Source organism: Streptomyces antibioticus (assembly GCF_002019855.1).
Taxonomy (GTDB): Bacteria; Actinomycetota; Actinomycetes; order Streptomycetales; family Streptomycetaceae; genus Streptomyces; species Streptomyces antibioticus_B.
The window spans coordinates 2475197-2502191 of record NZ_CM007717.1 but is presented as its reverse complement, the minus strand read 5'-3'; the positions used below and the strand labels follow the sequence as shown (position 1 = coordinate 2502191).

General features: G+C 72.6%; 30 protein-coding genes and 1 riboswitch. Of the genes, 19 read left to right on the top strand and 11 right to left on the bottom strand.

Annotated elements, in window-relative coordinates; genetic code table 11:
• Window positions 1–37 precede the first annotated feature (37 nt).
• From AFM16_RS11165 to AFM16_RS11140, 6 genes are all read left to right on the top strand, one after another.
• Window positions 38–793 (top strand): metallophosphoesterase family protein, encoded by a 756-nt coding sequence (locus AFM16_RS11165; protein WP_030794637.1) that lies wholly within the window; start codon window positions 38–40, stop codon window positions 791–793.
• Between the two features lie 134 nt (window positions 794–927).
• Window positions 928–1371, top strand: coding sequence for an SRPBCC family protein (locus AFM16_RS11160; RefSeq protein WP_030794639.1), 444 nt, complete (start codon window positions 928–930; stop codon window positions 1369–1371).
• A gap of 45 nt (window positions 1372–1416) precedes the next feature.
• Window positions 1417–2586 carry an ArsA family ATPase gene (locus AFM16_RS11155; protein WP_030794641.1) on the top strand — a complete coding sequence of 390 codons (1170 nt, stop codon included), beginning with the start codon at window positions 1417–1419 and terminating at the stop codon, window positions 2584–2586.
• 95 nt (window positions 2587–2681) lie between these two features.
• Window positions 2682–3326 carry a DUF5304 domain-containing protein gene (locus tag AFM16_RS11150; RefSeq protein ID WP_078633194.1) on the top strand — a complete coding sequence of 215 codons (645 nt, stop codon included), beginning with the start codon at window positions 2682–2684 and terminating at the stop codon, window positions 3324–3326.
• A 127-nt stretch (window positions 3327–3453) separates the two neighbouring features.
• The gene (locus tag AFM16_RS11145) at window positions 3454–4407 is read left to right on the top strand and encodes an ROK family glucokinase (protein WP_030794647.1); all 954 of its coding nucleotides are present in this window, start codon (window positions 3454–3456) and stop codon (window positions 4405–4407) included.
• A 165-nt stretch (window positions 4408–4572) separates the two neighbouring features.
• Window positions 4573–5328 (top strand): endonuclease/exonuclease/phosphatase family protein, encoded by a 756-nt coding sequence (locus AFM16_RS11140; RefSeq protein WP_078633193.1) that lies wholly within the window; start codon window positions 4573–4575, stop codon window positions 5326–5328.
• A 19-nt stretch (window positions 5329–5347) separates the two neighbouring features.
• Here AFM16_RS11140 and AFM16_RS11135 read toward each other — a convergent pair whose 3' ends face one another.
• Both AFM16_RS11135 and AFM16_RS11130 read right to left on the bottom strand, forming a co-directional pair.
• Window positions 5348–6100: a hypothetical protein gene (locus AFM16_RS11135; protein ID WP_078633192.1), complete on the bottom strand. Its 753-nt coding sequence runs from the start codon at window positions 6098–6100 to the stop codon at window positions 5348–5350.
• Complete coding sequence (locus AFM16_RS11130; protein WP_030794655.1) at window positions 6093–6872, bottom strand: alpha/beta hydrolase; 780 nt, start codon at window positions 6870–6872, stop codon at window positions 6093–6095. Before AFM16_RS11130 ends, AFM16_RS11135 begins: the two co-directional genes overlap by 8 nt.
• Before the next feature lie 150 nt (window positions 6873–7022).
• Here AFM16_RS11130 and AFM16_RS11125 point away from each other — a divergent pair, with 150 nt between their 5' ends.
• The 4 genes from AFM16_RS11125 to AFM16_RS11110 all read left to right on the top strand — a co-directional run bounded on the left by AFM16_RS11125 (window position 7023) and on the right by AFM16_RS11110 (window position 10858).
• Complete coding sequence (locus tag AFM16_RS11125) at window positions 7023–7781, top strand: lysophospholipid acyltransferase family protein (protein ID WP_030794658.1); 759 nt, start codon at window positions 7023–7025, stop codon at window positions 7779–7781.
• Between the two features lie 43 nt (window positions 7782–7824).
• Window positions 7825–9048, top strand: coding sequence for a MacS family sensor histidine kinase (gene macS / locus AFM16_RS11120; RefSeq protein ID WP_030794661.1), 1224 nt, complete (start codon window positions 7825–7827; stop codon window positions 9046–9048).
• Window positions 9045–9722: a response regulator gene (locus AFM16_RS11115; protein ID WP_030794663.1), complete on the top strand. Its 678-nt coding sequence runs from the start codon at window positions 9045–9047 to the stop codon at window positions 9720–9722. The genes macS and AFM16_RS11115 overlap by 4 nt, the downstream gene beginning before the upstream one ends.
• Window positions 9723–9862: 140 nt before the next feature.
• Window positions 9863–10858, top strand: a complete 996-nt coding sequence (locus AFM16_RS11110) for a 2-hydroxyacid dehydrogenase (protein WP_030794666.1) — start codon at window positions 9863–9865, stop codon at window positions 10856–10858.
• Here the strand turns inward: AFM16_RS11110 and AFM16_RS11105 are convergent.
• Window positions 10810–12717 (bottom strand): anthranilate synthase family protein, encoded by a 1908-nt coding sequence (locus AFM16_RS11105; protein ID WP_078633191.1) that lies wholly within the window; start codon window positions 12715–12717, stop codon window positions 10810–10812. The two genes, AFM16_RS11110 and AFM16_RS11105, sit on opposite strands and share 49 nt — an antisense overlap.
• 124 nt (window positions 12718–12841) lie before the next feature.
• Window positions 12842–12910 carry a trp operon leader peptide gene (locus AFM16_RS40635; protein ID WP_107419267.1) on the bottom strand — a complete coding sequence of 23 codons (69 nt, stop codon included), beginning with the start codon at window positions 12908–12910 and terminating at the stop codon, window positions 12842–12844.
• A 95-nt stretch (window positions 12911–13005) separates the two neighbouring features.
• Here AFM16_RS40635 and AFM16_RS11100 point away from each other — a divergent pair, with 95 nt between their 5' ends.
• Complete coding sequence (locus AFM16_RS11100) at window positions 13006–14358, top strand: class II 3-deoxy-7-phosphoheptulonate synthase (protein ID WP_030794671.1); 1353 nt, start codon at window positions 13006–13008, stop codon at window positions 14356–14358.
• A gap of 152 nt (window positions 14359–14510) precedes the next feature.
• Window positions 14511–14744, top strand: a complete 234-nt coding sequence (locus tag AFM16_RS11095; protein ID WP_037876430.1) for a (2Fe-2S)-binding protein — start codon at window positions 14511–14513, stop codon at window positions 14742–14744.
• A gap of 12 nt (window positions 14745–14756) precedes the next feature.
• Here the strand turns inward: AFM16_RS11095 and bfr are convergent, their stop codons facing one another.
• On the bottom strand, window positions 14757–15236 hold the full coding sequence (bfr, locus tag AFM16_RS11090; RefSeq protein ID WP_030794676.1) for a bacterioferritin: 480 nt from the start codon (window positions 15234–15236) through the stop codon (window positions 14757–14759).
• Between the two features lie 176 nt (window positions 15237–15412).
• Between bfr and AFM16_RS11085 the strand changes: the two genes are divergently transcribed.
• Window positions 15413–16045, top strand: a complete 633-nt coding sequence (locus AFM16_RS11085; protein ID WP_078633190.1) for a sulfite oxidase-like oxidoreductase — start codon at window positions 15413–15415, stop codon at window positions 16043–16045.
• A gap of 5 nt (window positions 16046–16050) precedes the next feature.
• Here AFM16_RS11085 and AFM16_RS11080 read toward each other — a convergent pair whose 3' ends face one another.
• From AFM16_RS11080 to thiO, 6 genes are all read right to left on the bottom strand, one after another.
• Window positions 16051–16581, bottom strand: coding sequence for a DUF4396 domain-containing protein (locus AFM16_RS11080; protein WP_078633189.1), 531 nt, complete (start codon window positions 16579–16581; stop codon window positions 16051–16053).
• Window positions 16582–16669: 88 nt separating this feature from the next.
• Window positions 16670–17548 carry a deoxyribonuclease IV gene (locus tag AFM16_RS11075; protein WP_078633188.1) on the bottom strand — a complete coding sequence of 293 codons (879 nt, stop codon included), beginning with the start codon at window positions 17546–17548 and terminating at the stop codon, window positions 16670–16672.
• A 54-nt stretch (window positions 17549–17602) separates the two neighbouring features.
• Entirely contained in the window at window positions 17603–19573 is a 1971-nt protein-coding gene (gene pknB / locus AFM16_RS11070; RefSeq protein ID WP_078633187.1) for a Stk1 family PASTA domain-containing Ser/Thr kinase, read from the bottom strand.
• A 132-nt stretch (window positions 19574–19705) separates the two neighbouring features.
• Window positions 19706–20500 (bottom strand): thiazole synthase, encoded by a 795-nt coding sequence (locus AFM16_RS11065; protein WP_030794691.1) that lies wholly within the window; start codon window positions 20498–20500, stop codon window positions 19706–19708.
• Window positions 20501–20503: 3 nt separating this feature from the next.
• Window positions 20504–20716, bottom strand: coding sequence for a sulfur carrier protein ThiS (gene thiS, locus AFM16_RS11060; RefSeq protein ID WP_030794693.1), 213 nt, complete (start codon window positions 20714–20716; stop codon window positions 20504–20506).
• Window positions 20713–21879, bottom strand: coding sequence for a glycine oxidase ThiO (gene thiO, locus AFM16_RS11055; RefSeq protein ID WP_078636905.1), 1167 nt, complete (start codon window positions 21877–21879; stop codon window positions 20713–20715). Before thiO ends, thiS begins: the two co-directional genes overlap by 4 nt.
• A riboswitch (TPP riboswitch) is annotated at window positions 21877–21989 on the bottom strand. Its footprint overlaps the gene before it by 3 nt.
• A gap of 52 nt (window positions 21990–22041) precedes the next feature.
• On the opposite strand from thiO, the gene AFM16_RS11050 reads away from it, so the two are divergent.
• The 6 genes from AFM16_RS11050 (at window position 22042) to AFM16_RS11025 (ending at window position 26989) form a co-directional block, all read left to right on the top strand.
• On the top strand, window positions 22042–22392 hold the full coding sequence (locus AFM16_RS11050) for an avidin-fold protein (protein WP_078633186.1): 351 nt from the start codon (window positions 22042–22044) through the stop codon (window positions 22390–22392).
• A 101-nt stretch (window positions 22393–22493) separates the two neighbouring features.
• Window positions 22494–23669, top strand: a complete 1176-nt coding sequence (locus AFM16_RS11045) for an NAD(P)/FAD-dependent oxidoreductase (RefSeq protein ID WP_370628137.1) — start codon at window positions 22494–22496, stop codon at window positions 23667–23669.
• A 76-nt stretch (window positions 23670–23745) separates the two neighbouring features.
• Entirely contained in the window at window positions 23746–24111 is a 366-nt protein-coding gene (locus tag AFM16_RS11040; RefSeq protein WP_030794704.1) for an Rv2175c family DNA-binding protein, read from the top strand.
• 79 nt (window positions 24112–24190) lie between these two features.
• Window positions 24191–24847, top strand: coding sequence for a thiamine phosphate synthase (thiE, locus tag AFM16_RS11035; protein WP_078633185.1), 657 nt, complete (start codon window positions 24191–24193; stop codon window positions 24845–24847).
• Window positions 24848–24990: 143 nt separating this feature from the next.
• The gene (gene metF, locus AFM16_RS11030) at window positions 24991–25914 is read left to right on the top strand and encodes a methylenetetrahydrofolate reductase [NAD(P)H] (RefSeq protein WP_030794709.1); all 924 of its coding nucleotides are present in this window, start codon (window positions 24991–24993) and stop codon (window positions 25912–25914) included.
• Window positions 25915–25969: 55 nt separating this feature from the next.
• A complete protein-coding gene (locus tag AFM16_RS11025; protein ID WP_078633184.1) occupies window positions 25970–26989 on the top strand; it encodes an SCO2102 family sporulation regulator in 1020 nt (339 codons plus the stop codon).
• Window positions 26990–26995: the final 6 nt, after the last annotated feature.

Sequence of the window (26995 nt, the reverse complement as noted above, 5' to 3'; positions counted from 1 at the left end):
ATCCACACCGTCCGGAAACCGCCGGAACCGCGTGCACGTGGTGAGCGATGTGCACGGCAACGCCCGTGACCTGGCCCGGGCGGGGGAGGGCGCCGACGCGTTGATCTGCCTGGGCGACCTCGTCCTCTTCCTCGACTACGCCGACCACTCCCGCGGGATCTTCCCCGACCTCTTCGGCGTCGAGAACGCGGACCGGCTGGTGGAGCTGCGCACCGCCCGCCGCTTCGAGGAGGCCCGTGAACTGGGCGCCCGCCTCTGGGGCGGCGTCGAAGGCGACCGGGCGGCCGTCATCGAGCGGGCCGTGCGCAAGCAGTACGCCGAGATGTTCCCGGCGTTCCCCACCCCGACGTACGCCACCTACGGCAATGTCGACATGCCGCACCTGTGGAGCGAGTTCGCCGAGGCCGGCACCACCGTCCTGGACGGCGGGCGCGCCGAGATCGGCGGCTGGGTCTTCGGCTTCGTCGGCGGCGGCCTGCGCACCCCCATGCGCACGCCCTACGAGATCGGCGACGAGGAGTACGCCGCCAAGATCGAGGCCCTCGGCGAGGTCGACGTGCTCTGCACCCACATCCCGCCCGAGGTCCCCGAACTCGTCTACGACACCGTCGCCCGCCGCTTCGAGCGCGGCAGCCGCGCCCTCCTGGACGCCATCCACCGCACCCGCCCCCGCTACTCCCTCTTCGGCCACGTCCACCAGCCGCTCGCCCGGCGGATGCGGATCGGCGCGACCGAGTGCGTCAACGTCGGGCACTTCGCGAGCAGCGGCACGCCGTGGGCGCTGGAGTGGTGACGCCCGCGGCGACCGGTGAAGGCGGCCGGCCGGGCGCGCGGTAGCCTTCACGCTGCACACACGTGCGCTCCCAGGGCGCGCACGGTGACCTCTCTCCCGGTCTTGACCGGCCAGCATCCGGAGGAGCCACGGCGATGGCGGAACACACCAGCTCGAGCATCACGATCGAGGCGGCACCGGCCGACGTCATGGCGGTCATCGCCGACTTCGTCCGCTACCCCGACTGGACCGGAGAGGTGAAGCAGGCCGAGGTCCTCAAGAAGGACGACCAGGGCCGCGCCGAACAGGTCCGGCTGGTCATGGACGCCGGCGCCATCAAGGACGACCAGGTCCTCGGCTACACCTGGACCGGCGAACACGAGGTGTCCTGGACCCTGGTGAAGTCCCAGATGCTCCGCCAGCTCGACGGCTCCTACCTCCTCAAGCCGGCCGGCGCGGGCGCCACCGAGGTCACCTACCAGCTCACCGTCGACGTCAAGATCCCCATGCTCGGCATGATCAAGCGCAAGGCCGAGAAGGTCATCATCGACCGGGCGCTGGCCGGACTGAAGAAGCGCGTGGAGTCGAAGGACCTCTAGTCCGCGGCCCTTCGCGAGACCCCGCCGACGGTACGGTTCACCCCCATGCGCACCCTCCTGATCACCGGCCCCGGCGGCAGCGGACGGACGACCGTCGCCGCCGCCACCGCACAGCGCGCCGCGGCGGCCGGCACCCGGACCCTCGTCCTCAGTGCCGACCGCACCGACAGCCTCGGCGCCGCGCTGGGCGTACCGACCGGCCGCGAGCCGGTCCGGGCCGCCCCGGGGCTCACCGCCTGGCGGCCCGACGCGGGCGCCGGATTCCGCGACGACCTCGCCTCGTTCCAGGAGCGCGCCACCGGCGTCCTCGACCTGCTCGGCGCCTCCCGGCTCGACCCCGAGGAGGTCACCCCCCTCCCCGGCGCCGAGGAACTGACCCTGCTGCGCGCGCTGCGCGACGCCGCCCTCGCCGAGACCCACGACCTCCTCGTCGTCGACCTGCCGCCGCTCCCGCAGGCCCTAGCCCTGCTCGCCCTGCCCGAGGAACTGCGCCGCTATCTGCGCCGGCTGCTCCCGCCCGAACGCCAGGCCGCCCGCGCCCTGCGCCCCGTCCTCGGCCGCCTCGCCGGCGTCCCCATGCCCGCCGAGTGGCTGTACGAGACCACCGCGCGCTGGGACCTGGAGCTGGCCGCCGTCCAGACCGTCCTCGCCGACCGGCACACCGCCGTACGGCTCGTCGCCGAACCGGGTCCCGCCGGGGCCGACGCCGTCCGGGACGCCCGGCTCGCCCTCGCCCTGCGCGCGCTGCCCGTCGAGTCCCTCGTCGCCAACCGGGTGCTGCCGGACACCGCCGACGACGACCCCGGGCATCCGCTCGGCCGGCTCGCCGCCCAGCAGCGCAAGACCCTCACCGAGTGGGGCGAGGCCCGCACCGTCGCCCACCTCGGCCACGACCCGCGCGGCGCCGACGACCTCACGGCGCTCGGCGTGCCCGCCGTCGACGCCGGGACCCACTCGGTCGAGTGGCCCGTCGCCGACCGGCTGGCGGCGGACGGGGTGCTCGTCTGGCATCTGCCGCTGCCCGGCGCCATACGCGAGGAACTCGACCTCGTCCGGCGCGGCGACGAACTCGTCGTCACCGCCGGGCCCTTCCGCCGGATCGTCCCGCTGCCCTCCGCGCTGCGCCGGTGCGCCGTGGACGGCGCGGCCCTGCGCGACGGGGAGCTGCGCATCCGCTTCGCGCCGGATCCCGGACTGTGGCCCCGCGGCGGGTGAACCGCGTACCGCCGTTCGGGTAACGTCGTAGGGGCGGGCCGCCGTCGGGCGGTCGCCGCACCGCGTCGCAGGAGCAGGGGCACCGGGAGGCCGTCATGAGCGAAGAGCGTCCGACGCCCGACGCCGCCGGGGACGAGGTCGCCGGGCAGGGGACCACCGGGCAGGAAGCCGTCACGGAAGAGACCGCCGCGGACGCACCCGCCGCGGACGCACCCGCCGCGGACGCACCCGTCGCGGAGACGGCCGTCACGGAGGACACCGTCGCACCGGAGCCCCGGGCCACCGACGACGACGCCTGGGCCACCGCCTGCGCCGAGGACCTCGCGCGCGAGAAGGAGCGCCGCCGCTCCGGACAGGACCGGCCGCAGGGCTCGGCCGCCGAGGAGCTGCGCAAGCTCGTCGACGCGGTCACCGACAAGCTCTCCACCCTCCAGTCGCCGCTGCTCGGCGCGGTCGCGGGGCCGGCCGCCCAGCAGATGGTGCGCCAGGTCGTCCAGCAGGCCAGGGCCGCGGTCGAGCCGGTCGTGGAGCGCAACCCCGACGTCTTCGACCACCTCGCGGCGGCCGGCGGCGAACTCCTCGCCGCCTACCGCTCCGCGGTCCAGCAGCAGGAGCACCGCTGGACCAGCGGCGAGCGGCGCCCGCGCGACGCCCGCGACCTGGACGACGAGCGCGGCGACGACCGGCGGGACGACCGGGGCGACGAGTCCGGTCCCGGCCAGCGCATCGATCTGGACTGACCGGAGCGTGTCGTTCCCCGGCTCTCCACCGGCCGGGGCACCGCCCGCTGGGCGGACGACGGGAATCCCACGGCAGGGCCTCGGGTACGGTTGGCCGTAGCGGGGCTCGACCGAAACTGAGGGATTCATGGGACTCACCATCGGCGTCGACATCGGCGGCACGAAGATCGCGGCCGGCGTGGTCGACGAGGAAGGCAACATCCTCTCGACCTTCAAGGTGCCGACCCCCACCACGCCCGAGGCCATCGTGGACGCCATCGCCTCCGCGGTGGAGGGGGCGCGAGCGGGCCACGACATCGTCGGTGTGGGCATCGGCGCGGCCGGTTACGTCAACCGGCAGCGCTCCACCGTCTACTTCGCACCCAACATCGACTGGCGCAACGAACCGCTCAAGGCGGAGGTCGAGGCCCGCGTCGGCCTCCCGGTCGTCGTGGAGAACGACGCCAACGCCGCCGCCTGGGGCGAGTACAAGTTCGGCGCGGGCAAGGGCCACCGCAACGTCATCTGCATCACGCTCGGCACCGGCCTCGGCGGCGGCATCATCATCGGCAACAAGCTGCGCCGCGGCCACTTCGGCGTCGCCGCCGAGTTCGGCCACATCCGCATGGTGCCGGACGGCCTGCTGTGCGGCTGCGGTTCGCAGGGCTGCTGGGAGCAGTACGCCTCCGGCCGCGCCCTCGTGCGCTACGCCAAGCAGCGCGCCAACGCCACCCCCGAGCGCGCCGAGGCCCTGCTGGGCCTGGGCGACGGCACCCCGGACGGCATCGAGGGCAAGCACATCTCGATGGCCGCCCGCCAGGGCGACCCGGTCGCCGTCGACTCCTACCGCGAGCTGGCCCGCTGGGCCGGTGCCGGTCTCGCCGACCTCGCCTCGCTGTTCGACCCGTCCGCGTTCATCGTCGGCGGCGGACTCTCGGACGAGGGCGACCTGGTCCTGGACCCGATCCGCAAGTCCTACAAGCGCTGGCTGGTGGGCGGCAACTGGCGGCCGGTGGCCGATGTGATCGCCGCCCAGCTCGGCAACAAGGCGGGCCTGGTGGGCGCGGCGGACCTGGCCCGCGAGCCCGACCCGATCATGTAGTCGCACCGTAGAGAGTCGTACCGCCCTGGGGGTGGAGCGGGGGCCGCGTGCGGCCCCCGTCGGCTTTTCCGGAAGCGTCTCCGGAAGCCTCTCCGGAGGTGTCTGTGGAGGTGTCTGCGGACGTATTTCCGGACGTACGGGATCAAGCGGCGTATCTTGATCGGCATGCCGACGACCTCGCCGCTGCCCAACTCCCGCACCGAGCCCGACGGTTCGGCCGTCATCCGGGTCCTCAGCTACAACATCCGCTCGCTGCGCGACGATCCGGACGCCGTCGCCCGGGTCGTCACCGCCTGCGCCCCCGATCTGGTCCTCGTCCAGGAATCCCCGATCTTCTTCCGCTGGCGCAAGAAACTCGCCCGGCTCGCCGCCGCCTCCGGTCTGGTGATCCTCACCGGCGGCGGCACCGCGGCCGGTCCCGCGATCCTGTGTTCCCTGCGCGCCGGGGCGATCCGCACCGAGGACGTGCTGCTGCCCCGCACCCCGGGACAGCACCGGCGCGGATTCGCCACCGCCGTCGTCCGGATCGCGGGCACCCGGCTCGGCGTCCTGAGCTGCCATCTGAGCCTGGAGCGCCGGGAGCGCCTGGAGCAGGGCGGGATGCTCCTCGACCGGCTGGCCGGGATGGGCGTGGAGCACGCGGTCGCGGGCGGCGACCTCAACGAGCGGCCCGACGGGGCCACCTTCACCCGGCTCGCCGCCGGACTCCAGGACTGCCGCACGGTCGCGCCCTGGGGCGCCGAGCACACCTTCCCCGCCGCCGCACCGGACCGCAGGATCGACGCCGTCTTCGCGACCAAGGGGGTGGAGGTGCTGGGCTGCGGGGTGCCGCTCGGACTGCCCGGAGTCACCGAGGACGACCTGAGGGCGGCCACGGACCATCTCCCGGTCCTGGCCGCCCTCAGAGTTCCCGCCCCATGAGCCGTGCGTAAGCCGTGCGCTAGACGACCGCTCCCCGTCCGGGATCGTCGTCGTCCTCGTCGTCCGGCCCCATCCGCGCCACCAGCGTGGCGAAGCCGCCGAGGAAGCCGCCGATGCAGATCGTGGTCAGCCACCACGTCATGTCCCAGCCGAGCAGGATCGCGAGCAGCAGCAGGACGGGACCGCCGATCACACCGAGCCAGGCGAACTTGGCGGTGGTGTCGGCCTCGGGCAGCGGCGGCGGCTCCGGCGGTACGAAGTGGCCCTCGTCGTCCGCGTCGAAGTCGTCGTCGGACGGGTCGGGGGCGGTGTAGTCGCGCGGGCCGACCCCGGGCGCGAAGGAGATGGAGCCGCCCAGCGGCTTGGCCGGTTTCCGCTCCTCGACAGGCTCCGCGACGGGCTCCTTGGCGGCCTCCTTGACGGGCTCCTTCGGCTCCTTGCCCGGCTCCGCGCCCTCACCCGGACCCCGGTCGGGCTCCCCGGCGGGGTCAGGACCGGCCCCGCCGACGGTGTCCGCGGCCGGACCGGCCGTGTCGTCGCCCGCCGGGACCTCCAGCAGGGCGAGATCCTCGACCGACCGGAAGGGCTTGGCGCCCGGCGGGTCCGGCGGCTCCTCGCCGTACCCCTCGACGATGGCCGCCCAGGCGGCCGCCTCGTCGAAGGGGACGTGCTGCTCCTGCGGCCCGTGGCCCTCCCGGGCGTCCGGACCGTCCCGCCCGTCCCGCTCGTCCCGGTTCTCCCGGTCCTCGCGGTCGGAGTCGTGCTCAGCCACCTACGGCCGTCCCTTCCTTGCCGACACTGGGCGCGATCCGGGCGATGAACGCGTAGCTCTCCTCGAAGATCCGGTCCGCATCGTGGTCCAACGTTGCCACGTGGTAGCTCTGTTCCAGCAGGATCTCGGTCACGTCCGTGGACGACACCCGGCTCAGGATCCGCGCCGAGTCCGCCCCCGGCACCACATGGTCCTCGACACTGCGCAACAGCAGCAGCGGCTGGGTGACCTGCGGCAGCTCGCCGTCCACCTGCCGGAAGAAGATCCGCAGCGAGTGCGCCGCGTGCAGCGGCACCCGCTCGTACCCCGTCTCCACCCGCCCCGGCGCGGCGATGTCGCTCACGATCCCCTTGGTGGACCGGACGAGATGCCGGGCCACCGGAAGGGCGTACGCCGACAGTCCGTGCACCTTGTTCGCCGGGTTGACGACGATCACGCCCTCCACCCCTTCGCCGTGCTTCGCGGCCAGCCGCAGGGCCAGGGCGCCGCCCATCGACAGCCCGGCCACGAAGACCCGCGAGCAGCGGGCGCGCAGGGCGCGCAGCTCCCGGTCCACCTCCGCGTACCAGTCGGGCCAGCCGGTGAGGGCCATGTCCTCCCAGCGGGTGCCGTGCCCCGGCAGCAGCGGCAGCGAGACGGTCAGACCGCGCCCGGCCAGATACCGGGCCCAGGGGCGCAGCGACTGGGGGGAACCGGTGAATCCGTGGCAGAGGAGGACCCCGACCTCCCCGCCCTCGTGGCGGTACGGCTCGGCTCCAGGAAGGACCGGCACTTCGGTCTCCCGTCCGTGAGAAGTGGGTGCGGTGAGATTCACCGTACGCGACCGCACTGACACCGACCAGGCCCGTCGGGCTCATCGGCGCCGCTCCGGGTTAAGGTCTGATCTACACACACAGGAGGCACTCGGTTGTTGTACGGCGCGATGAAGGTCGCTATCGGAGGACCGCTGAAGGTCACCTTCAGACCCTGGGTGGAGGGGGCGGAGAACATCCCCGCCGAGGGCCCCGCGATCCTGGCGAGCAACCACCTGTCCTTCTCCGACTCGTTCTTCCTGCCCGCGGTCCTGGACCGCAAGGTCACCTTCATCGCGAAGGCCGAGTACTTCACCACGCCCGGGGTGAAGGGCCGGCTCACGGCGGCCTTCTTCAAGGGCGTCGGCCAGCTCCCCGTGGACCGCTCCGGCGCGCGCGGCGCGGGCGAGGCCGCCATCAAGAGCGGGATCGACGTCCTGGAGCGCGGTGAGCTGTTCGGCATCTACCCGGAGGGCACCCGCTCCCCGGACGGCCGGCTCTACCGCGGCAAGCCCGGCGGTCTGGCGCGCGTGGCGCTGGCCACCGGCGCGCCCGTGATCCCGGTCGCCATGATCGACACCGAGAAGATCCAGCCGCCCGGCAAGGTCCTGCCCAAGGTGATGCGGCCCGGCATCCGCATCGGCCGGCCGCTGGACTTCAGCCGCTACCAGGGCATGGACCACGACCGCTTCGTGCTGCGCGCGCTGACCGACGAGGTCATGTACGAGATCATGAAGCTCTCCGGCCAGGAGTACGTCGACATGTACGCGACCGCCGCCAAGCGGCAGATCGCGGAGGCGGCGAAGGCCGACAAGGAGGCCGAGAAGGCCGCGAAGGCGGCGCTCGCGCAGGCCGAGAAGGACCAGGCCAAGAAGGAACAAGAGCAGTAGCCCGGGGGCGGGCGGACGGACAGGCGGGCGACCGGGGGGACGGATGGCCAGGCGCGAGAGAGTCATGAGGATGTCGGTCGAGGTGCCGCTGTGGCGCGCCCTGGCCGGCTACCGGGTGCTCACCATGCTGTACGCGGTCGGCCTGTTCGCCTTCTCCTACGGCGACTACGACCGGGCCGGCCTCGCCATCGGCTACTTCGCCGTCCTGTTCGTCTGGACGCTCGCCACCCTGCCCCGGGTGCAGAGCGCGGCCGCCTGCACCAAGCGCTTCCTCGCCCTCGACCTGGTGGTCGCGCTGACCGGCATCGTCCTGACCCCGCTGGTCGTCACCGACCAGCACATCCAGGACAGCGGACCCACCCTGCCGTCGATATGGACGGCCGGGTCGGTGCTGGCGTTCGCCATCAAGGGCGGCTGGCGCTGGGCCGCGTTCGCCTCCACCCCGGTCGCCGTCGCCAACCTGATCGAGCGCGGCCACCCGGCCCGCGACACCGTGCACAACGTCATCCTGGTCTGGGTCGCCTCCATCGCCATCGGATACGTCGTCGAGGTCGCCCGCGCCTCCGAACGCACCCTGGCCCGCGCCCTGGAGATCGAGGCCGCCACCCGGGAACGGGAGCGGCTCGCCCGGGACATCCACGACGGTGTGCTCCAGGTGCTGGCCATGGTGCAGCGGCGCGGCGCGGTCCTCGGCGGCGAGGCGGCCGAGCTGGGCCGGCTCGCGGGGGAGCAGGAGGTCGCGCTGCGCACCCTGGTCTCGGGCGGTCTGGTGCCGGTCTCCCGGGTCTCGCGGGACGCCGCCGAGGGCGCGGTCGTGATCGCCGTCGACGAACCGGACGACGACCCCGACGACGGCCCCGTGGACCTGCGCACCCTGCTCGCCCCGTACGCCGCCGCCCGCGTCAGCCTCGCCGAACCGGGCGCCCCGGTGCCGCTGGAACCGGCCGCCGCGCGGGAGCTGGCCGCGGCCGTCGGGGCCGCGCTGGACAATGTGCGCCGGCACGCGGGCGACGACGCCCGCGCCTGGATCCTGGTCGAGGACGAACCCGACGCGGTGATCGTCACCGTCCGGGACGACGGCCCCGGCATCCCCGAGGGCCGGCTCGCCCAGGCCGAGGGCGAGGGGCGGATGGGCGTGGCCCTCTCCATCCGGGGACGGCTGCGCGATCTCGGCGGCAGCGCCGAGCTGATCTCGGTCCCGGGGCAGGGCACGGAGGTCGAGCTGACGGTACCGAAGGTCTCCCGGGGGAAGGCGGAACGACGATGAGTGAGCTGCGGGACCCGATCAGGGTCATGGTGGTCGACGACCACCCCATGTGGCGCGACGCGGTCGCCCGCGACCTGGCGGCCTCCGGCTTCGAGGTGGTCGCCACCGCGGGCGACGGCGAGCAGGCCGTGCGCCGGGCCCGGGCCACCACCCCCGACGTCCTCGTGCTGGACCTCAACCTGCCCGCCAAGCCGGGCGTCCAGGTCTGCAAGGAGGTCGTCGGCGCGAACCCCGCGCTGCGCGTCCTGGTGCTCTCCGCCAGCGGTGAGCACGCCGACGTGCTGGAGGCGGTGAAGTCCGGCGCGACCGGCTATCTGCTGAAGTCGGCGTCCACCGAGGAACTCCTCGACGCGGTGCGCCGTACGGCCGTCGGCGACCCGGTGTTCACCCCGGGCCTGGCCGGACTGGTCCTCGGCGAGTACCGCAGGCTGGCCTCGGACCCCGGCCCGGCGGCCGGTCCCGACGAGCCGGACGCGCCCCGGCTGACCGACCGGGAGACCGAGGTGCTGCGGCTGGTCGCCAAGGGCCTGAGCTACAAGCAGATCGCCGAGCGGCTGGTCATCTCCCACCGCACCGTGCAGAACCACGTCCAGAACACCCTGGGCAAGCTCCAGTTGCACAACCGGGTCGAGCTGGTCCGCTACGCCATCGAGCGAGGTCTCGACGACGAGTGAGACGGGTGCCGATCGCCGACGCGACCACCCGGCTGAAGACGGTGGACCCGAAGCTCTACGCCGAGGTGGGGGTGTTCTTCGGCCGACCCCGAACACCGCGCCGTATATTCGGCACACAACCTGATGAAAAGGGAGCGGTGATGGAGATCCTGGCCTTCGGCGTCCAGGCCGACGAGAAGCCCCTGATCGAGCGGGCCTTCGCCGGCCACCACGAGATCCGCTGCCTGGACGTCTTCCTCAACGAGGACACCGCCCCCATCGCCGCCGGCTACGAGGCCGTCTCCAGCAGTGTCAACGCCGTCCTCGACGGCCCCGTCCTGGAGATCCTCGCGGCCGGCGGGACCCGGCTGATCGCCCAGCGCTCCACCGGCTTCAACAACATCGACCTGGCCGCGGCCGAGCGCCTCGGCCTCACCGTCGCCCGGGTCTCGTACTACTCGCCGTACTCCGTCGCCGAGTTCGCCTGGACCCTGGCCATGGCCGTCAACCGCCGGGTCGTCCGCGCCTCCACCCGCACCCGCGACTTCGACTTCCGCCTCGACGGACTGATGGGCCGCGACATGCACGGCCGCACCGCCGGAGTGCTCGGCACCGGCAAGATCGGCGAGGCGTTCGCCCGCATCGCCCACGGCTTCGGCATGCGGCTGCTCGGCTGGGACGTCGCCGAGAACCCCGCCTGCATGGAACTCGGCATGAAGTACGTCAGCAAGGACCAGCTCCTCGCCGAGTCCGACCTGATCAGCCTGCACGTCCCCCTGATGCCCGAGACCCAGCACCTCATCGACGCGGACGCCCTCAAGGCCATGAAGGACGACGCGATCCTCGTCAACTCCAGCCGCGGCGGCCTGATCGACACCGCGGCCCTCGTCTCCGAACTGCGCGAGGGCCGCTTCGCCGGCGTCGGACTCGACGTCTACGAGGCCGAGGCGGGCCTGTTCTACGTCGACCGGTCCCTGGAGACCGTCGAGGACGACACCCTGGCCCGCCTCGTCACCTTCCCCAACGTCCTGGTCACCTCCCACCAGGCGTACTACACCGAGGACGCCGTCGGCCAGATCGTCGACGCCACCGTGAAGAACGTCCTCGACTACAGCGCCGGCCGCCGCTCCGAGAACGTGCTCGTCCCGCGCACCTGAGCCACCAGCTCCCGCACGATCGCCGCCCCGTCCAGCGTCAGCACCGACTCCGGATGGAACTGCACCCCGGCGAACGCGTTCCGGGGGGTGCCGCCGCGCTGCCCCGGACCCCGCAGCGCGTGCACCTCCCCGTTCGCCGCCCGGCTCACCTCCACCCCGAGCCCGGCCAGCCGCGCCGCCGCCCCGTCGTCGCACCGCGCCACGAAGCTGTTGTAGAACCCCACGGTCTCCGCCCGCCCGAACAGATCCACCACCGTCTGCGCCCCCTGGTACGGCACCTCCTTGCGGACCAGGTCCAGCCCCAGCTCCGCCGCGATCAGCTCGTGCCCCAGGCAGACACCGAGCACCCCGAACCGGTGCTCCCGCAGCACCCGGCCGGTCAGATCCCGCAGGAACCGCATCTTCGGATCGGCGGGATCCGAGGGGTCACCGGGCCCGGGACCCAGCACCACGGGCCCCTCGTGCCCGAGCACCGCCTCCCGCAGCCCCGGCTCGTCGTACCGCCGGACCGTCACCTCCAGCCCGCCCGAGCGCAGCAGATGCGCGAGCATCGCCGTGAACGTGTCCTCCGCGTCCACCACCAGCGCGTGCCCCTCCAGCGCGCCGGACCGCTCCTGCATCCGCAGCCAGAACGGCGCCAGCGCGGCCCGCCGCCCGTCCAGCGCCGCCCGCACCCGCGGATCGTCCGCCAGCCGGGCACCGGTGTGCTCCGCCCGCGGCCGGCCCGGCCGCACCCCCAGCGCCGCCAGCACACCCGCCGCCTTCGCGTGCGTCTCCGCGACCTCGCCCGCCGGATCCGAGCCGCGCACCAGCGTCGCGCCCACCGGCACCCGCAGCCGCCCGCCCGCGTCGATGTCCGCGGTCCTGATCAGGATGGGGGAGTCCAGGGTCTGCGCCCCGCCCGAGTCCCGCCCGAGCAGCGCCAGCGCCCCCGCGTAGTAGCCGCGCCCGCCCACCTCGTGCCGCTCGATCACCCGGCAGGCGTTCTGCACCGGCGAACCGGTCACCGTCGCCGCGAACAGCGTCTCCCGCAGCACCTCCCGCACATCCAGCGAGGACTTTCCGCGCAGCTCGTACTCGGTGTGCGCGAGATGCGCCATCTCCTTCAGCCGGGGCCCGATCACCACCCCGCCCATGTCGCCGACCGTGCACATCATCTTCAGCTCCTCGTCGACGACCATCGACAGCTCCTCGATCTCCTTGCCGTCGGCGAGGAAGCCGAGCAGATGCTCCGGAGTGGGCCCCTCGGCCGGATAGCGGTACGTCCCGCTGATCGGGTTCATCACGACCGTCCCGCCGGACATCCGCACATGCACCTCCGGGCTCGCCCCGACCAGCGTCCGCTCCCCGGTGTGCACCACGAACGTCCAGTAGGCGCCCCGCTCGCCCTCCAGCAGCCGCCGGAACAGCGCGAGCGCGTCGCGCCGCCCGAACCCGGCGATCTCCCCCTCGTACGTCCGCCGGATCACGAAGTTCGCGCCCTCGCCCCCGCCGATCTCCTCCCGCAGCACCCGGCCGACGATCTCCCCGTACTCCTCGTCGTCCACGTCGAACCCGCCGCCCCCGACCCGCACCTCGTGCGCGGGGAGCTGCGCCAGCGCCTCGGCGAGCGGGATCCCGTACCGCTCCTCGGGGATCAGGACGGTGAGCGGGGTGCCGTCGTCGCGGACGTCGAACCCGCGCTCGCGGATCTGCCGGAACGGGACCAGCGCGAGGCACTCGTCGGGCAGCTCGGCGAGACGCTCACGCTCGTCGACCGGGCCGAGGAGCAGCTCCACGGTGTGCTCGTCATGGCCCGGCGTGCGGCGGCGCAGCAGGGCGAAGGGGCGGGGGTCGTCGAGCAGGTCGAGCAGATGCATGGGTGTCGTGTGCATGGGGTCGGTCGTCTCCTTCTCGCTGGTGGAGCGTGAGATGAGGAACGGACCCGGAAAACACCGAAGGCCGCCCCTCGGGCGGCCTTCGCGAAGTCGTACGTACGCGCAGTCAGTGGGCCGCCGGATGAGCGGTCCACCACCAGTTCTGAACGGAGTTCAGGGTCGAAAGCGCGAACATGCGTCGCACCCTACCCCACGCGCACCTGAGCGGGAGGGCGTCTCACCTGTCGGGCCGTGGGAAAACGACTCGACACGACCCCGTAATGTGGGGGTGTGACCGTGAACGCTAAGACCGGCCCGAGCGCCGGCAACACCTGGCGAGACCTGCCCGCGGCGCAGCAGCCCGAGTACCCCGACCCCGAGGCTCTGCGCGCAGTCGTTGCGGAGCTGGAGTCGTATCCGCCGCTCGTCTTCGCGGGCGAGTGCGACCAGCTGCGTGCCCGGATGGCGGCCGTCGCCAAGGGAGAGGCGTTCCTCCTCCAGGGCGGCGACTGCGCCGAGGCGTTCGACGCGGTGTCGGCCGACCACATCCGCAACAAGCTCAAGACGCTTCTCCAGATGGGCGCCGTGCTGACGTACGCCGCCTCCGTGCCGGTCGTGAAGGTCGGGCGGATCGCCGGGCAGTACTCCAAGCCGCGCTCCAAGCCCACCGAGACCCGTGACGGCGTGACGCTGCCGACCTACCGGGGCGACTCGGTCAACGGCTTCGACTTCACCGAGGCCGCCCGGATCCCGGACCCCGAGCGCCTGAAGCGGATGTACCACGCCTCCGCGTCCACGCTGAACCTGGTGCGCGCCTTCACCACCGGCGGTTACGCCGACCTGCGCCAGGTGCACGCCTGGAACCAGGACTTCGTGAAGTCGTCCCCGTCCGGCCAGCGCTACGAGCAGCTCGCCCGCGAGATCGACAACGCGCTGCACTTCATGCGGGCCTGCGGAACCGACCCGGAAGAGTTCAAGACGGTCGAGTTCTACTCCTCGCACGAGGCGCTGCTCCTGGACTACGAGTCGGCGCTGACCAGGGTCGACTCCCGCACCGGCGAGCTGTACGACGTCTCGGGCCACATGGTGTGGATCGGTGAGCGCACCCGGCAGCTCGACCACGCGCACATCGAGTTCGCCTCGCGGATCCGCAACCCCATCGGCATCAAGCTCGGCCCGACCACCACGGCCGAGGACGCGCTCCAGTACATCGAGCGTCTCGACCCGGACCGGGAGCCGGGCCGGCTGACCTTCATCGTCCGGATGGGCGCCGACAAGGTCCGCGACAAGCTGCCGGAGCTGGTGGAGAAGGTCACCGCCTCGGGCGCGACCGTCGCCTGGGTCACCGACCCGATGCACGGCAACACCTTCGAGGCGGCCTCGGGCCACAAGACCCGCCGCTTCGACGACGTGCTCGACGAGGTCAAGGGCTTCTTCGAGGTCCACAAGGCCCTCGGCACCCACCCCGGCGGCATCCACGTCGAGCTGACCGGCGACGACGTCACGGAGTGCGTGGGCGGCGGCGACGAGATCTTCGTCGACGACCTCCACCAGCGCTACGAGACGGCCTGCGACCCGCGGCTGAACCGCAGCCAGTCCCTGGACCTGGCGTTCCTCGTCGCGGAGATGTACCGGGACCAGTGAGGGCGGCCGGCAGCGGCTGAGACGGACGGTGGGGCGCGGATCACATACGATCCGCGCCCCACTCCACTTTTGCGGTTCCTATAAGCCGGGTAAGGTTAGGTTAGCCTCACCGATCAAGCGGGACGGCGCCACATCATCGATCCCGGCGGGAGGTGGACCGCGTGTACGTGTGCAGTTGCTTCGGAGTCACCGAGCAGCAGGTCAAGCAGCACGCGGCGGACGGCGCCTGTACGCCCCGCCAGATCGCCTCCGCCTGCAAGGCGGGCACGGACTGCGGCTCCTGCGTCCGCCGGATCCAGGCCATCCTCGGCCGGGGCGCCTGCCCGCGCCGGGACCTGGCCGACCAGGGCAAGCCGGTCCTCGCCGAACTGGACGAGGCGGCCTAGAACCCCGGAGCCTCAGCTCTCGGGCTGCTCGATGACCTGCGCGATGTAGAGCGCCTCGCCGAGCTTCTCCAGCAGTTCGAGCTGGGTGTCGAGGTAGTCGATGTGGTGCTCCTCGTCCTCCAGGATCGACTCGAAGATGTTGGCGGACGTGATGTCGCCCTTCTCGCGCATCACCTTGATCCCGCGCTTGAGGCGGTCGATCGCCTCCACCTCGATCAGCCGGTCCGCCTCGAACATCTCCTTGACCGTCTGGCCCACCCGCACGTGGAACAGCCGCTGATAGTTCGGCAGCCCGTCCAGGAAGAGGATCCGGTCGGTCAGCACCTCCGCGTGCTTCATCTCGTCGAACGACTCGTGGCGGGTGTACTTCGCGAGCTTCGTCCAGCCGAAGTTCTCCTGCATCTTCGCGTGCAGGAAGTACTGGTTGATCGCCGTCAGCTCGCCGGTGAGCTGTTCGTTGAGGAATTCGATGACCTCGGGGTCGCCCTGCATCGCAGAGGCTCCTTCCGCGTGGGGAATCGGGGAGGTTGCCGCCGCATGATTTCACCCGCCGAGGAAGATCGTCCAGTAAGTGCGTACTTAGTAAGTTAGTCCATGCTTAGTGGCAGTTGCCCGATTCCGGACATGGCTGGTCATGTGCACCGCTCCGGGTCTGTCAGGATGGAGCCATGGGTCAGTCGGTGGAGCGCGGAACGGGACAAGCAGCAGCGTCCGAGCTTCCGCCGGGACAGCGCCTCCAGCGCGGCTGGCCGGTCACCCACTACGGTCCGGTGCCCAAATTCCGGCCGGAACGCTGGGAGTTCAGGGTCTTCGGCGCCACCGCCGACGGTGCCAAGCACTGCTGGAGCCACGACGAGTTCACCGCCCTGCCGTACACCACCGTCGTGGCCGATCTGCACTGTGTGACGAAGTTCAGCATGCTCGGCGCGGAGTGGGGCGGGATCCCGGCCAGGACCGTGCTGGACATCGCCCCGCCCGCCGCCGATGTCACCCATGTGATGGTGTGGGCGGAGTACGGCTTCAGCTCGAATCTGCGTCTCGCGGACTTCGCCTCCGAGCGCACCATCTTCGCCACCCACAAGGACGGCGAACTCCTCACCGCCGAACACGGCTTCCCGGTCCGCCTGGTCGTCCCGCATCTGTACGCCTGGAAGGGACCCAAGTGGGTCCGCGGCGTCGAGTACATGACCGCCGACCGCCGCGGCTTCTGGGAGGAGCGCGGCTATCACAACGTCGGCGACCCCTGGCGCGAGCAGCGCTACTCCTACCAGGAGGAGCCCGGGGACGGCCCCGAGCTCTGACGCGGTCAGTGGTGGTACCGGTGCACCACCGCGTGGCCCCGGCCGCGGCCGATCATCCACTTGTTGACGGGGGTCGTGAGCACGAACGCGACGGCGAGGGCGATCGCCAGCGCGCCCCAGAACAGCGCGTCGCCGAGGCCGGCGTCCATCGCGCCCGGCCACAGCACGATCACCCCGTTGTCGACCAGTTCCATCACGGCGATCGACAGGGTGTCCGCCGCCAGCGCCACCCGGACCGCCGCCCGCAGACCGACGCCCGCCTTCAGCACGCCGCGCAGCGTGAGCGCGTAGCCGAAGAAGAAGGCGAGGACGATCGCCAGGACCAGGGTGGCGGTGTTCCCCCAGCCCAGCGCGGTGCCGACGACCATGCCGAGCACCTCGCCGATGGCGCAGCCGGTGAGGCAGTGCAGGGTGGCGCGGACGGCGGTCGCCCATGAGCCGTCCGGTGCCGTGCGGTGCTGATCGTGGTCGTGCTGCTCGTGGTGCTCGTGGTGCTCGTGGTGGTGAGCGTGTGCTTCGTGCGTGTCGTGTCGCATGAGGTGCCCCCAATGCCAGGTGACGGTGCCCGTGCTCAGCAGGAACCGTATACCCCCCGGGGGTATTCCCGACACTGCCGGGCGGCGGCTATCCGTCCCGCAGTTTCTTCAGCCGTTCCACGTCCGCCGCGTGGCCCTCCTTGCCGCCGGGGGTCTCGATGATCAGCGGGACTCCCTCGGTCGCCGGGTGCGTCATCAGGGCGCGGAAGGGGTCCTCGCCGATGTGGCCGGCGCCGATGTTCTCGTGCCGGTCCTTGTGCGCGCCGGCCACGTCCTTGGAGTCGTTGGCGTGGATCAGCTTCAGCCGCCCCGCTCCGACCGTGTCCACCAGCAGGTCCAGGGTGCGGTGCATCCCGTCCGGGCCGGTCAGGTCGTGGCCCGCGGCGAAGATGTGGCAGGTGTCCAGGCAGACGCCGAGCTTCGGATGGGCGTCCAGCGCCTCGAAGTACGGTCCGAAGTCCCAGGTCCGGGAGCAGAGCGAGGAGCCCTGCCCCGCCGTGGACTCCAGGAGGAGGAAGGGGTCGTCGTCCTCGGTCAGCTCGTCCAGCAGCGGTAGCAGATGCTCGCGGACCTGCTTGAGGGCCACCGACCGGTCCCGTCCGCCCGTCGCGCTCCCGGTGTGCACGACCACGCCCAGCGCGCCGATCTCCCGTCCGCGGCGCAGCGAGTGCCGGAGCGACTCCACCGACTTCTCCACGGTCGCCTCGGTGTGCGAACCGAAGTTGATCAGGTAGGGGGCGTGGACGTACGCCGGGAGGTTCCGCTCGGCGCAGGCGGTGCGGAAGGCCTCGTCCTGGGCCGGGTTGCCGACCGGGGTGGCCCAGCCGCGCGGGTTGGCGACGAAGACCTGGACCGTCTCGGCCTTGAGGTCCTGGGCGTACGACAGCCCGACGGAGTGCAGACCGCCGGCCACCGGGACATGGCCGCCGACGGGATTGCGGGAGGGGAGGGGGCGCTGAGAACTCACCCGTTCAGGGTGTCATGCCCGCGCGCCCCTCCCGTCGGCGGAGGTCTCCGGAGGTCAGCGGATGGTGATCGTGATCGTCGAGCCCTTGGGCGCCTTGTCGCCGCCCGAGACGGACTGGCTCTTGACGGTGTCGCCGAAGAGGCCGAGCAGACCGCGGTCCTCGTCGACGTCGAACCCGGCCGCCTCCAGGGCGTCCTTCGCGTCCCCGACGCTGTCCCCGACCACGTCCGGGACCTCGACCATCTCCGGGCCCTTGGACAGGGTCAGCGTGACGGTGTCGCCCTCGCCGAGCTGGGCGCCCTCCTCCGGGGACTGGGCCGCGACCTGCCCCTTGTCGAACTCGGAGTTGATCTCCTCGCTCGCGACCTCGACCTCGAAGCCGGCCTCCTCCAGCTCGGCCCGCGCGTCGTCCAGGGAGTCGCCCGTGACGTCCGGGACGTCCAGCGCGGGGCCCTTGCTGACGACCAGGGCGATCGCCGAGCCCGCCCGGCGCTCGGTGCCGGACTCGGGGTCGGTGCTGATCACGAAGCCCTTGAGCACGTCGTCGCTGAACTCCTTGGTGACCAGCCCCGGCGCCAGCCCCTCCGTCTTCAGCCGCTGCTGTGCCTTGTCCAGCCGGGTGCCGGCCAGATCGGGCACCTTCACCGTCTCGGGGCCGTCGGAGACGACCAGGGCCACGGAGTCGTTCTTCCGGATCCGCGCGCCCGGCTTGGGGTCGGTGTCGATGATCGTGCCGCGCTTGACGGTGTCGCTGTACGCGTGCGTGACCTTGCCGACCTCGAGACCGGCCGCCTCCAGGCGCTGCTCGGCGCGCTCCTGGGTCTGGGTGAGCACCGCGGGGACCTTGGTGAACTGGCCGGAGTTGATGTACCAGACGCCGGCGCCCACGCCGAGCACCAGCAGCACCACGGTGACCAGCGCCAGCACCCCGCGCCGGGGGCGCGGGAAACCGCGTCCGGCGGGCGGCGGCGGGGGCGGCGGGCTCTGGAAGCGGGAGGTGCGGTTCATCGGGTCGGCGCCGCCGGGGCCGTACGGCGTCCCGGGCCCGCCCGGTTCGTCCTCGTTCACCGGCAGGGGGCGGGGGACCGTCAGGGAGCGCGGGATGACGCTGGTGCGGTCCTCGGCGTTGTCGTGCGCCGCGGCCAGGGCCTGCGGCGGCACGGCGTCGAGCTGTTCCTCGGTGAGCGCGGCGCGCGCCTCGCGCACCTGCCCGAGCAGCGCGACCGCGTTGTACGGCCGCACCTCCAAGGTGCGCGCGGTGGCGGAGGCCACCACCTCGTCCAGCTCGAAGGCCAGGCCGGGCACGATCGCCGAGGGCGGCGGGACGTCTTCGTGCAGATGCTTGTAGAGCACGATCGCGGGCGACTCGCCGTCGTGCGGCTTCTCGCCGGTGAGCATCTCGTACAGCACGACACCGCACGCGTACACGTCGACCCGGGCGTCGGCCGTGCCGGGCGTCTCGACCTGTTCGGGCGCGAGGTAGGCGACGGTGCCGAGCACCGCGCCGGTCGTGCTGGTCACGGTGTCCACGGAGCGCACCAGGCCGAAGTCGGCGACCTTGACCCGGCCGTCGTCCCCTATCAGGACGTTCTCCGGCTTCATGTCGCGGTGCACGAACCCGGCCCGGTGGGCGGCGCCGAGCGCGGCGAGGACCGGCTCCAGGATGTCGAGCGCGGCCCGCGGCTGGAGCGCCCCGCGCTCGCGCAGCACGTCACGCAGCGTGCACCCGGCGATGTACTCCATGGCCAGGTAGACGTACGACCCGTCGGTGCCCTGGTCGAAGACCTGCACCACGTTCGGGTGGGCGAGGCGGGCGACGGACTTGGCCTCGCGGATGAACCGCTCGACGAAGGTGCCGTCGGCGGCGAGTGCCGGATGCATCACCTTGAGCGCGAGCACGCGGTCGAGGCGGGTGTCCACGGCCCGGTAGACCGTGGCCATCCCGCCGACCGCGATCCGCGCCTCGACGCGATACCGACCGTCGAGCACCTGCCCGACCAGAGGGTCCTGAAGGGTCGTGTCCACGCAGCGAGTCTACGAGGCACCACCGACACACCTCCCGCTTCCGCCCCATCGGAGCAGGACTGCGGCCGAGCTGTGACGGAGCGCGGAGATGCGGGGGGCTTGCGCCCCGGGGCACGGCTCCCCCCCCGGGAGTCAGAAGGCGGGGCGTTCCGGGTCCAGGGCGGCCAGGCCCTCCGTGGGGGAGGACGCCTGCGCGAACCAGCGGCGGGGGATGCGGCCCGCCAGCCGGGCCAGGCGTCCGGCCTCGACCCCGGCCCGCATGGCCAGCGCCATCCGCTCGGGGTCCTGGGCGCGGGTCACCGCCGAGGCCAGCATCACCCCGGCGCAGCCCAGCTCCATCGCCAGCGCCGCGTCCGACGCCGTACCGGCGCCCGCGTCCAGGATCACCGGCACGCGCGCGTGCTCGACGATGAGCTGGAAGTTGTGCGGGTTGCGGATGCCGAGCCCCGAGCCGATGGGGGAGCCCAGCGGCATCACCGCGGCACAGCCCACGTCCTCCAGCTTCCGGGCCAGGACCGGGTCGTCGTTGGTGTACGGCAGCACCGTGAACCCGTCGTCCACCAGCGTCTCCGCCGCCTCCAGCAGTTCCACCGGGTCCGGCAGCAGGGTGCGTTCGTCGGCGATGACCTCCAGCTTCACCAGGGAGGTGCCGAGCGCCTCGCGGGCCAGGCGGGCGGTCAGCACCGCCTCCCCGGCCGTGAAGCATCCGGCCGTGTTCGGCAGCACCCGGATCCCGAGCCGCTCCAGGACCGACAGCACCGAACCGTGCACCGTCGGGTCGACCCGCCGCATCGCGACCGTGGTCAGCTCGGTGCCCGACGCGACCAGCGCCCGCTCCAGCACCTCCAGGCTGGGCGCGCCCCCGGTGCCCATGATCAGCCGGGACGAGAAGGTCGTACCCCCGAGGACGAAGGGATCGTCGGCCATGGCTCAGCCTCCCTGGACGGCGGTCAGGATCTCCACCCGGTCGCCCTCGGCGAGCGCCGTGGCGGGCCACTGCGCGCGCGGGACGACCGTCTCGTTGAGCGCGGCGGCCACCCCGGAGGGCGCCGGCGCCAGCGACCGTACGACGCTGTCGAGCGCCGTGCCGGAAGCGACCTCGCGCCGCTCCCCGTTGACCGAGATGGTGACGGACCGGCTCATGCGGGCTGCTCCAGGAGGGCTGCGGCACCGAAGCGCCGGGGCGTGAAGGGACGGGCCTCGTCGGGGAGTTCACCGGTGGTCAGGGCGTGCGCGAGGACGTCCCCGGTCACCGGGGTCAGCAGCACCCCGTTGCGGTGGTGGCCGGTGGCCAGCAGCAGTCCGTCCAGCTCCGTCGGTCCGAGCAGCGGCGCGTTGTCCGGGGAGCCGGGACGCAGTCCCGCACGGGTCTCGGTCAACGGCAGTTCGGTGATCCCGGGCACCAACTCGTGCGCGTCCCGCAGCAGTTCGTACACGCCACCGGCGGTCACCGTGGTGTCCCAGCCCAGTTCCTCGCTGGTCGCGCCGACGACCAGCTCGCCGTTCTCGCGCGGCACCAGATACACATGACTGCCGCGCACCACGGCCCGCACGGTGCGGTTCAGGAACGGCGCGTACCGGGGCGGCACCGCCAGCCGCAGCACCTGCCCCTTCACCGGCCGTACGGGCGGCCGGACCTGCTCGGGGACGCCGGTGAGCCGGCCGCTCAGGCTGCCGCCCGCCAACACCACCTGTCCGGCGGCCAGTTCCGTCCCGTCGTCCGTGACCACGCCCGTGGCCCGCCCGCCGGTGACGGACAGCCGCTCGGCCCACGCGCGATGCAGCGTCACGCCCGTGCGCTCGCACGCGGTGACCAGCGCCGCGGCCAGCCGCCGCGGATCGACCTGATGGTCGCCGTCCACCCGGAGGCCGCCGCGCACGCCCGGCGCGAGCATCGGTTCGAGCCGCCGGCACTCGCGGCCCGACAGCCACTGCGAGTCGAGCCCCGACCGGGTCTGGAGCGCGTGGAGTTCACGCAGATGCGCGCGGTCGTCGGCGTCCAGCGCGACCGCGAGCGTGCCGCAGCGGCGGTGGCCGACGTCCTGCCCGGTCAGCTCGGTCAGCTCCGCCACGAAGTCCGGATAGCGGTGCGCCGAGGCCAGGTTGAGGCCGAGCAGGGTCTGCTCGCCGTGGTGCAGTTCCGTGACGGCGGCCAGCATGCCGGCCGCCACCTGCGCGGCGCCGCCGCCCGGCGCCGGATCCACCACCGTCGTGACGAGCCCGCGCTGCGCGGCCCGCCAGGCGGTGACGAGCCCGATGATCCCGCCCCCCACCACGAGGACGTCTGCTGCTGGTGTACGCGACATCGGCGTCCAGCCCCTCCCTTCGCCGGCATGACCCGGATCAGGTTCGTACGGTCGGAGGCCGGCCAGCCTCCCTCTCAGCCCGGTCCGTCCGGGCTCCCGCGAGTGCTCTACGTTGGCCACCCTAGCCCGCCCGCGCACGTCTCAGTAAGGGAGCCTCCGCCCGTGCCCCGCTCGCTCGACGGTCTCGTCCTCGCGCCGGTCGCCGACCAGGCCCCCGGCCAGGTCGGCACCCGCACCCGCTTCACGTACCACGAGGCCGAGGGCGTGGTCTGGGCCGACTACGCGGGCGGTGACGTCGTACGCGGCCATCTCGTGGGTACCCGTAGGGGGGACCGGCTGGACTTCCGGTACGTGCAGCTCAAGCGGGACGGGACCACCTCGTCGGGGCACTGTGTGTCGACGGTCGGGGAGCTGCCGGACGGCCGGGTGCGGCTGACGGAGACCTGGGAGTGGGAGTCCCAGGAGGGCGGCGGCACGAGCGTTGTGGAGCAGGTCACGGAGCACGACCGCTGACTGACGTTCCGTCAGGTGTCTAAGGTGATCAGGTGAGCGAGCAGAGACTGGACGACGAGGGCAGGCCCACCGGACGGCGCGTGGTCGTCGCCGGCGCCGGGATGGCCGGGGTGCAGACCGCGGTCGCCCTGCGCGAGCAGGGCTTCGACGGCACGGTGACCCTGATCGGCGCCGAACCCCACCAGCCCTACGACCGCCCCCCGCTCTCCAAGGCCGTCCTCCTCGGCAAGGCCGAGCACTCCGCCTTCGACGTCGACTTCGAGAGCCTCGGCATCGACCTGGTCCTCGGCCGCGAGGTCCTCGGCCTGCGCCCCGCCGACCGCGCCCTGGACACCGAGACGGGACCCGTCCCCTACGACGTCCTGGTCGTCGCCACCGGTGCCGAACCGATCCGGCTGCCCGGCGCCGAGGGCGTCCCGGGCGTCCATCTGCTGCGCACCCTGGACGACGCGGAACGGCTGCGGCCCGTCCTCGCCGACCGGCACGACGTCGTGGTCGTCGGCGCCGGCTGGATCGGCGCCGAGTTCGCCACCGCCGCACGCGAGGCCGGCTGCGCGGTCACCGTCGTGGAGGCCGCCGACCGGCCGCTCGCCGGCGCCCTGCCCGCCGAGGTCGCCGCCCCGATGACCGGCTGGTACGCCGACGCCGGCATCGACCTGCGCACCCACACGCGCGTGGACCGCGTCGAGCCCGGCGCGGTCGTGCTGGACGACGGCTCACGGCTGCCGGCCGACGCCGTGGTGGTCGGCATCGGCGCCCGCCCCGCCACCGGCTGGCTGACCGGCTCCGGCGTCGAGCTGGGCGCGCACGGCGAGGTGGTGGCCGACGCCGCGCTGCGCACGTCCGTGCCCGAGGTGTACGCGGTCGGCGACTGCGCCTCCTTCCCGTCCGGCCGCTACGGCGAGCGGCTGCTCGTGCACCACTGGGACAACGCCCTCCAGGGCCCGCGCACGGTCGCCGCGAACATCCTGGGCGCCGCCACCGGCCGGCCCCCGGCGGTCTACGACCCGGTCCCGTACTTCTGGTCGGAGCAGTTCGGCCGTTTCGTCCAGTACGCCGGTCATCACGCCGCCGCCGACACCGTCCTGTGGCGCGGCGACCCGGCGGGACCGGCCTGGACGGTCTGCTGGCTGCGCGAGGACCGGCTGGTCGCCCTGCTGGCCGTCGGCCGCCCGCGCGATCTCGCCCAGGGCAGACGGCTGATCGAGTCGGGCACAGCGATGGACCCCGGGCTCCTGGTGGACCCGGGCCGGCCGCTCAAGACGGCCACGGCGTAGGCGGTGGCGCAGGGGCGTTGCCCCGGTCGGGGTGGCCCGGCTTCCGACTGTCAGTGGCAGATGGCAGGCTTGTCCCGTGACCGAGATTGACGCAAAGACCGATGCTCTCGTCCCCGCCTGGCTCACCCTGCCCGACATCGCGGAGATGCTCGACGTGGAGGTGACGCGCGTGCGGCAGCTCGTCAAGGACGGCCAGCTCATCGCCGTACGCCGAGGCGAGAACCGCGCCCTGCACGTTCCCGCCGCCTTCATCGACGAGGACAAGGTGGTCAAGGGCCTGGCCGGCACCCTGACCCTCCTGAGGGACGACGGCTTCACGGACGAAGAGATGCTGGAGTGGCTCTTCACTCCCGACCCCAGCCTGCCCGGCACCCCCGCGCAGGCCCTGAGCGAGAATCGCGGCACGGAGGTGAAGCGCCGGGCGCAGGCGCTCGCCGTCTGACCCGTCCGACCGGCCGATCCGAACCGTGACGGCGTGCGGGGCCCGTCCCCGCACGCCACCGCCCTGGGGGGACCCTCGTATGCCCGACACCGCCCGTGCCCGCCTCGCCGGCGCCCTGCTCTACCTCTGCACGGACGCCCGCACCCGGCAGGGCGACCTGCCGGAGTTCCTGGACGCGGTCCTCGCGGCCGGTGTCGACGTCGTGCAGTTGCGGGACAAGGGCATCGAGGCGGCCGAGGAGCTGGAGCACCTGGAGGTGTTCGCCGACGCCTGCGCCCGGCACGGCAGACTCCTCGCGGTCAACGACCGGGCGGACGTCGCCCACGCGGCCCGCGCCGACGTGCTCCACCTCGGCCAGGGCGACCTTCCGGTGCCCGCCGCCCGCGCCCTCCTCGGCGAGGACGTCCTGATAGGCCGCTCCACGCACACCGAGGCGGAGGCCGAGGCCGCCGCCGTCCAGGAGGGCGTGGACTACTTCTGCACCGGCCCCTGCTGGCCCACCCCCACCAAGCCCGGCCGGCCCGCGCCGGGCCTCGGCCTGGTCCGCCGCACGGCGGCCCTCGGCACCGACCGCCCCTGGTTCGCCATCGGCGGTATCGACCTCACCAACCTCGACGAGGTGCTCGCCGCCGGTGCCCGCCGGGTGGTCGTCGTCCGGGCGATCACCGAGGCCGACGACCCCGGCGCGGCCGCCGCCGAGTTCGCCGGACGGCTGCGCAAGGCCCAGGACGGGTGACGGCGGAACCGCGACGGGCCCCGCCCGCGCGGGGGCGTGTTTCGGCCGCGGATCGTCCCGAAGGGTGGACAACAGGCCGACAATACGGGCAAATATCCGGCATCCGGTTGGGTGACCACCGGCGCCCTGGCTAACCTGCGGGTATGGCCCTCGGAACCGCATCGACCAGGACCGACCGTGCACGCACCGTGCGCGACATCCTGGCCACCGGCAAGACGACGTACTCGTTCGAGTTCTACGCGCCGAAAACACCCCAGGGCGAGAAAAGCCTGTGGAACGCGCTCCGCAGGGTCGAGGCGGTCGCCCCCGACTTCGTCTCCGTCACCTACGGTGCCGGCGGATCCACCCGGGCCACCACGGTCCGTGAGACCCAGCAGATCGTCGTCGACACCACCCTGACCCCGGTCGCCCACCTCACGGCCGTCGACCACTCCGTCGCCGAGCTGCGCAACATCATCGGCCAGTACGCCGACGCCGGGATCCGCAACATGCTCGCGGTGCGCGGCGACCCGCCGGGCGACCCCATGGGCGACTGGGTGCCGCACCCGCAGGGCCTCACCTACGCCGCCGAGCTGGTCCGGCTGATCAAGGAGTCGGGCGACTTCTGCGTGGGCGTCGCCGCCTTCCCGGAGATGCACCCCCGCTCCACCGCGTGGGACACCGACGTCGAGCACTTCGTCGACAAGTGCCGGGCCGGCGCGGACTACGCGATCACCCAGATGTTCTTCCAGCCCGAGTCGTATCTGAGGCTGCGCGACCGGGTGGCGGCGGCCGGCTGTGACACCCCCGTCATCCCCGAGGTGCTTCCGGTGACCAGCGTGAAGATGCTGGAGAGGCTGCCGAAACTCAGCAACGCCCACTTCCCCGGGGAGTTGAAAGAGCGGATCCTCACAGCCAAAGAGGATCCGGCCACTGTACGCTCCATGGGAATCGAGTTCGCCACGGAGTTCTGCGCTCGGCTGCTGGCCGAGGGAGTGCCCGGACTGCACTTCATCACGCTCAACAGCTCCACGGCGACACTGGAAATCTACGAGAACCTGGGCCTGCACCACCCGCCGCGGGTCTAGACCGGTCGCACCGACGTACGACACACTGCGTAGCGGCCATTGGAGAGGGGCGTACATGGGCTGGACGGTCCTCTACATCGCGTTCGGCATCGTCGCGCTGTGGCTGCTCGGTGAGGTGCTGCTTCAGTACAAGGCGCGGCTGCGCTGGCGACTGCTGGCGTTCGCGGGCTTCCTGGGCGTCGTGCTCGGTGTCCTGATCCCGTCGGTCGTGGTCATCGGACTGGGCGCGGCCGCCTTCGCGGTCGGCCAGACGTACGTCACGCTGTCGTTCCGCCGCGGCTTCGCCGAGGGCTGGGCCGTCCGCCGCGGCGGCGCCGAGTCCGACGCCGACGACGACGTCGAACCCCTGCCCAAGCGCCGCCGCGGCAAGAACGGCCAGGACCCGGCCCTCGACCCCCTGGGCCAGGAGCCCGGCGAGGCCGGCTACCTCGACGCCGACGGCGGACAGCCGTCGTACGGCGACACCGCGGCAGCGGGGTACGACCGGAGCCCGGGCGCCTACCCCGACGACGACTTCGACCGCGACGACGTCTTCACCCCGGCCGCCCGCGGCCCCCAGGCCGACGCCGAGAGCACCGCCGTCTACGAGCCGCAGCCCCTGCCCGACGACACCGGCTCCTACGGCATATACAGCGACACCGCCTACGCGAACACCGCCGGCCAGCCCCAGGACCAGTACGCGACGGCGGCCCAGGCCGGCGCCGACCAGACCTACGGCTACGACGGCTACTCCGGGTACAACCAGCAGCAGTACGGCTACGACGCCACCGGCGAGCAGCAGTACGCCGCCTACTCCGACCCGTACATCGGCACCCAGACCTACGGCGGCGGCACCTACGACGCCGACTACGGCCAGCAGCAGTACGGGCAGCAGGGCTACGGCCAGGACCAGTACGGCACCGGCGGCTACGAGACCCCGGCGGCCGGGGTCTGGGTCCCGCAGCAGCGCACCGACGACTCCTACGGCGGCGACCTCCCGCCCGAGCAGCAGTCCTACCCCTACCAGGGCGACGGACAGCAGGGCCAGGGCAACGGGCAGGGCAACGGCTACGACGAGCAGCAGTACCGCTACTGACCCGCG

Excerpts from the sequence above, each read along its gene's own strand:
- AFM16_RS11045 (WP_370628137.1), top strand. The coding sequence starts at position 22,494 with ATGGCCGGGGTGCAGACCGCGGTCGCCCTGCGCGAGCAGGGCTTCGAC.
- thiO (WP_078636905.1), bottom strand. The coding sequence starts at position 21,879 with ATGTCGCGTACACCAGCAGCAGACGTCCTCGTGGTGGGGGGCGGGATC.
- AFM16_RS11110 (WP_030794666.1), top strand. The coding sequence starts at position 9,863 with ATGGAGATCCTGGCCTTCGGCGTCCAGGCCGACGAGAAGCCCCTGATC.
- AFM16_RS11025 (WP_078633184.1), top strand. The coding sequence starts at position 25,970 with ATGGGCTGGACGGTCCTCTACATCGCGTTCGGCATCGTCGCGCTGTGG.
- AFM16_RS11085 (WP_078633190.1), top strand. The coding sequence starts at position 15,413 with ATGGGTCAGTCGGTGGAGCGCGGAACGGGACAAGCAGCAGCGTCCGAG.
- AFM16_RS11125 (WP_030794658.1), top strand. The coding sequence starts at position 7,023 with ATGAAGGTCGCTATCGGAGGACCGCTGAAGGTCACCTTCAGACCCTGG.
- AFM16_RS11155 (WP_030794641.1), top strand. The coding sequence starts at position 1,417 with ATGCGCACCCTCCTGATCACCGGCCCCGGCGGCAGCGGACGGACGACC.
- thiS (WP_030794693.1), bottom strand. The coding sequence starts at position 20,716 with ATGAGCCGGTCCGTCACCATCTCGGTCAACGGGGAGCGGCGCGAGGTC.
- AFM16_RS11145 (WP_030794647.1), top strand. The coding sequence starts at position 3,454 with ATGGGACTCACCATCGGCGTCGACATCGGCGGCACGAAGATCGCGGCC.
- AFM16_RS11150 (WP_078633194.1), top strand. The coding sequence starts at position 2,682 with ATGAGCGAAGAGCGTCCGACGCCCGACGCCGCCGGGGACGAGGTCGCC.
- AFM16_RS11105 (WP_078633191.1), bottom strand. The coding sequence starts at position 12,717 with ATGCATCTGCTCGACCTGCTCGACGACCCCCGCCCCTTCGCCCTGCTG.
- AFM16_RS11065 (WP_030794691.1), bottom strand. The coding sequence starts at position 20,500 with ATGGCCGACGATCCCTTCGTCCTCGGGGGTACGACCTTCTCGTCCCGG.
- bfr (WP_030794676.1), bottom strand. The coding sequence starts at position 15,236 with ATGCAGGGCGACCCCGAGGTCATCGAATTCCTCAACGAACAGCTCACC.
- metF (WP_030794709.1), top strand. The coding sequence starts at position 24,991 with ATGGCCCTCGGAACCGCATCGACCAGGACCGACCGTGCACGCACCGTG.
- AFM16_RS11140 (WP_078633193.1), top strand. The coding sequence starts at position 4,573 with ATGCCGACGACCTCGCCGCTGCCCAACTCCCGCACCGAGCCCGACGGT.
- AFM16_RS11115 (WP_030794663.1), top strand. The coding sequence starts at position 9,045 with ATGAGTGAGCTGCGGGACCCGATCAGGGTCATGGTGGTCGACGACCAC.
- AFM16_RS11160 (WP_030794639.1), top strand. The coding sequence starts at position 928 with ATGGCGGAACACACCAGCTCGAGCATCACGATCGAGGCGGCACCGGCC.
- macS (WP_030794661.1), top strand. The coding sequence starts at position 7,825 with ATGGCCAGGCGCGAGAGAGTCATGAGGATGTCGGTCGAGGTGCCGCTG.
- thiE (WP_078633185.1), top strand. The coding sequence starts at position 24,191 with ATGCCCGACACCGCCCGTGCCCGCCTCGCCGGCGCCCTGCTCTACCTC.
- AFM16_RS11080 (WP_078633189.1), bottom strand. The coding sequence starts at position 16,581 with ATGCGACACGACACGCACGAAGCACACGCTCACCACCACGAGCACCAC.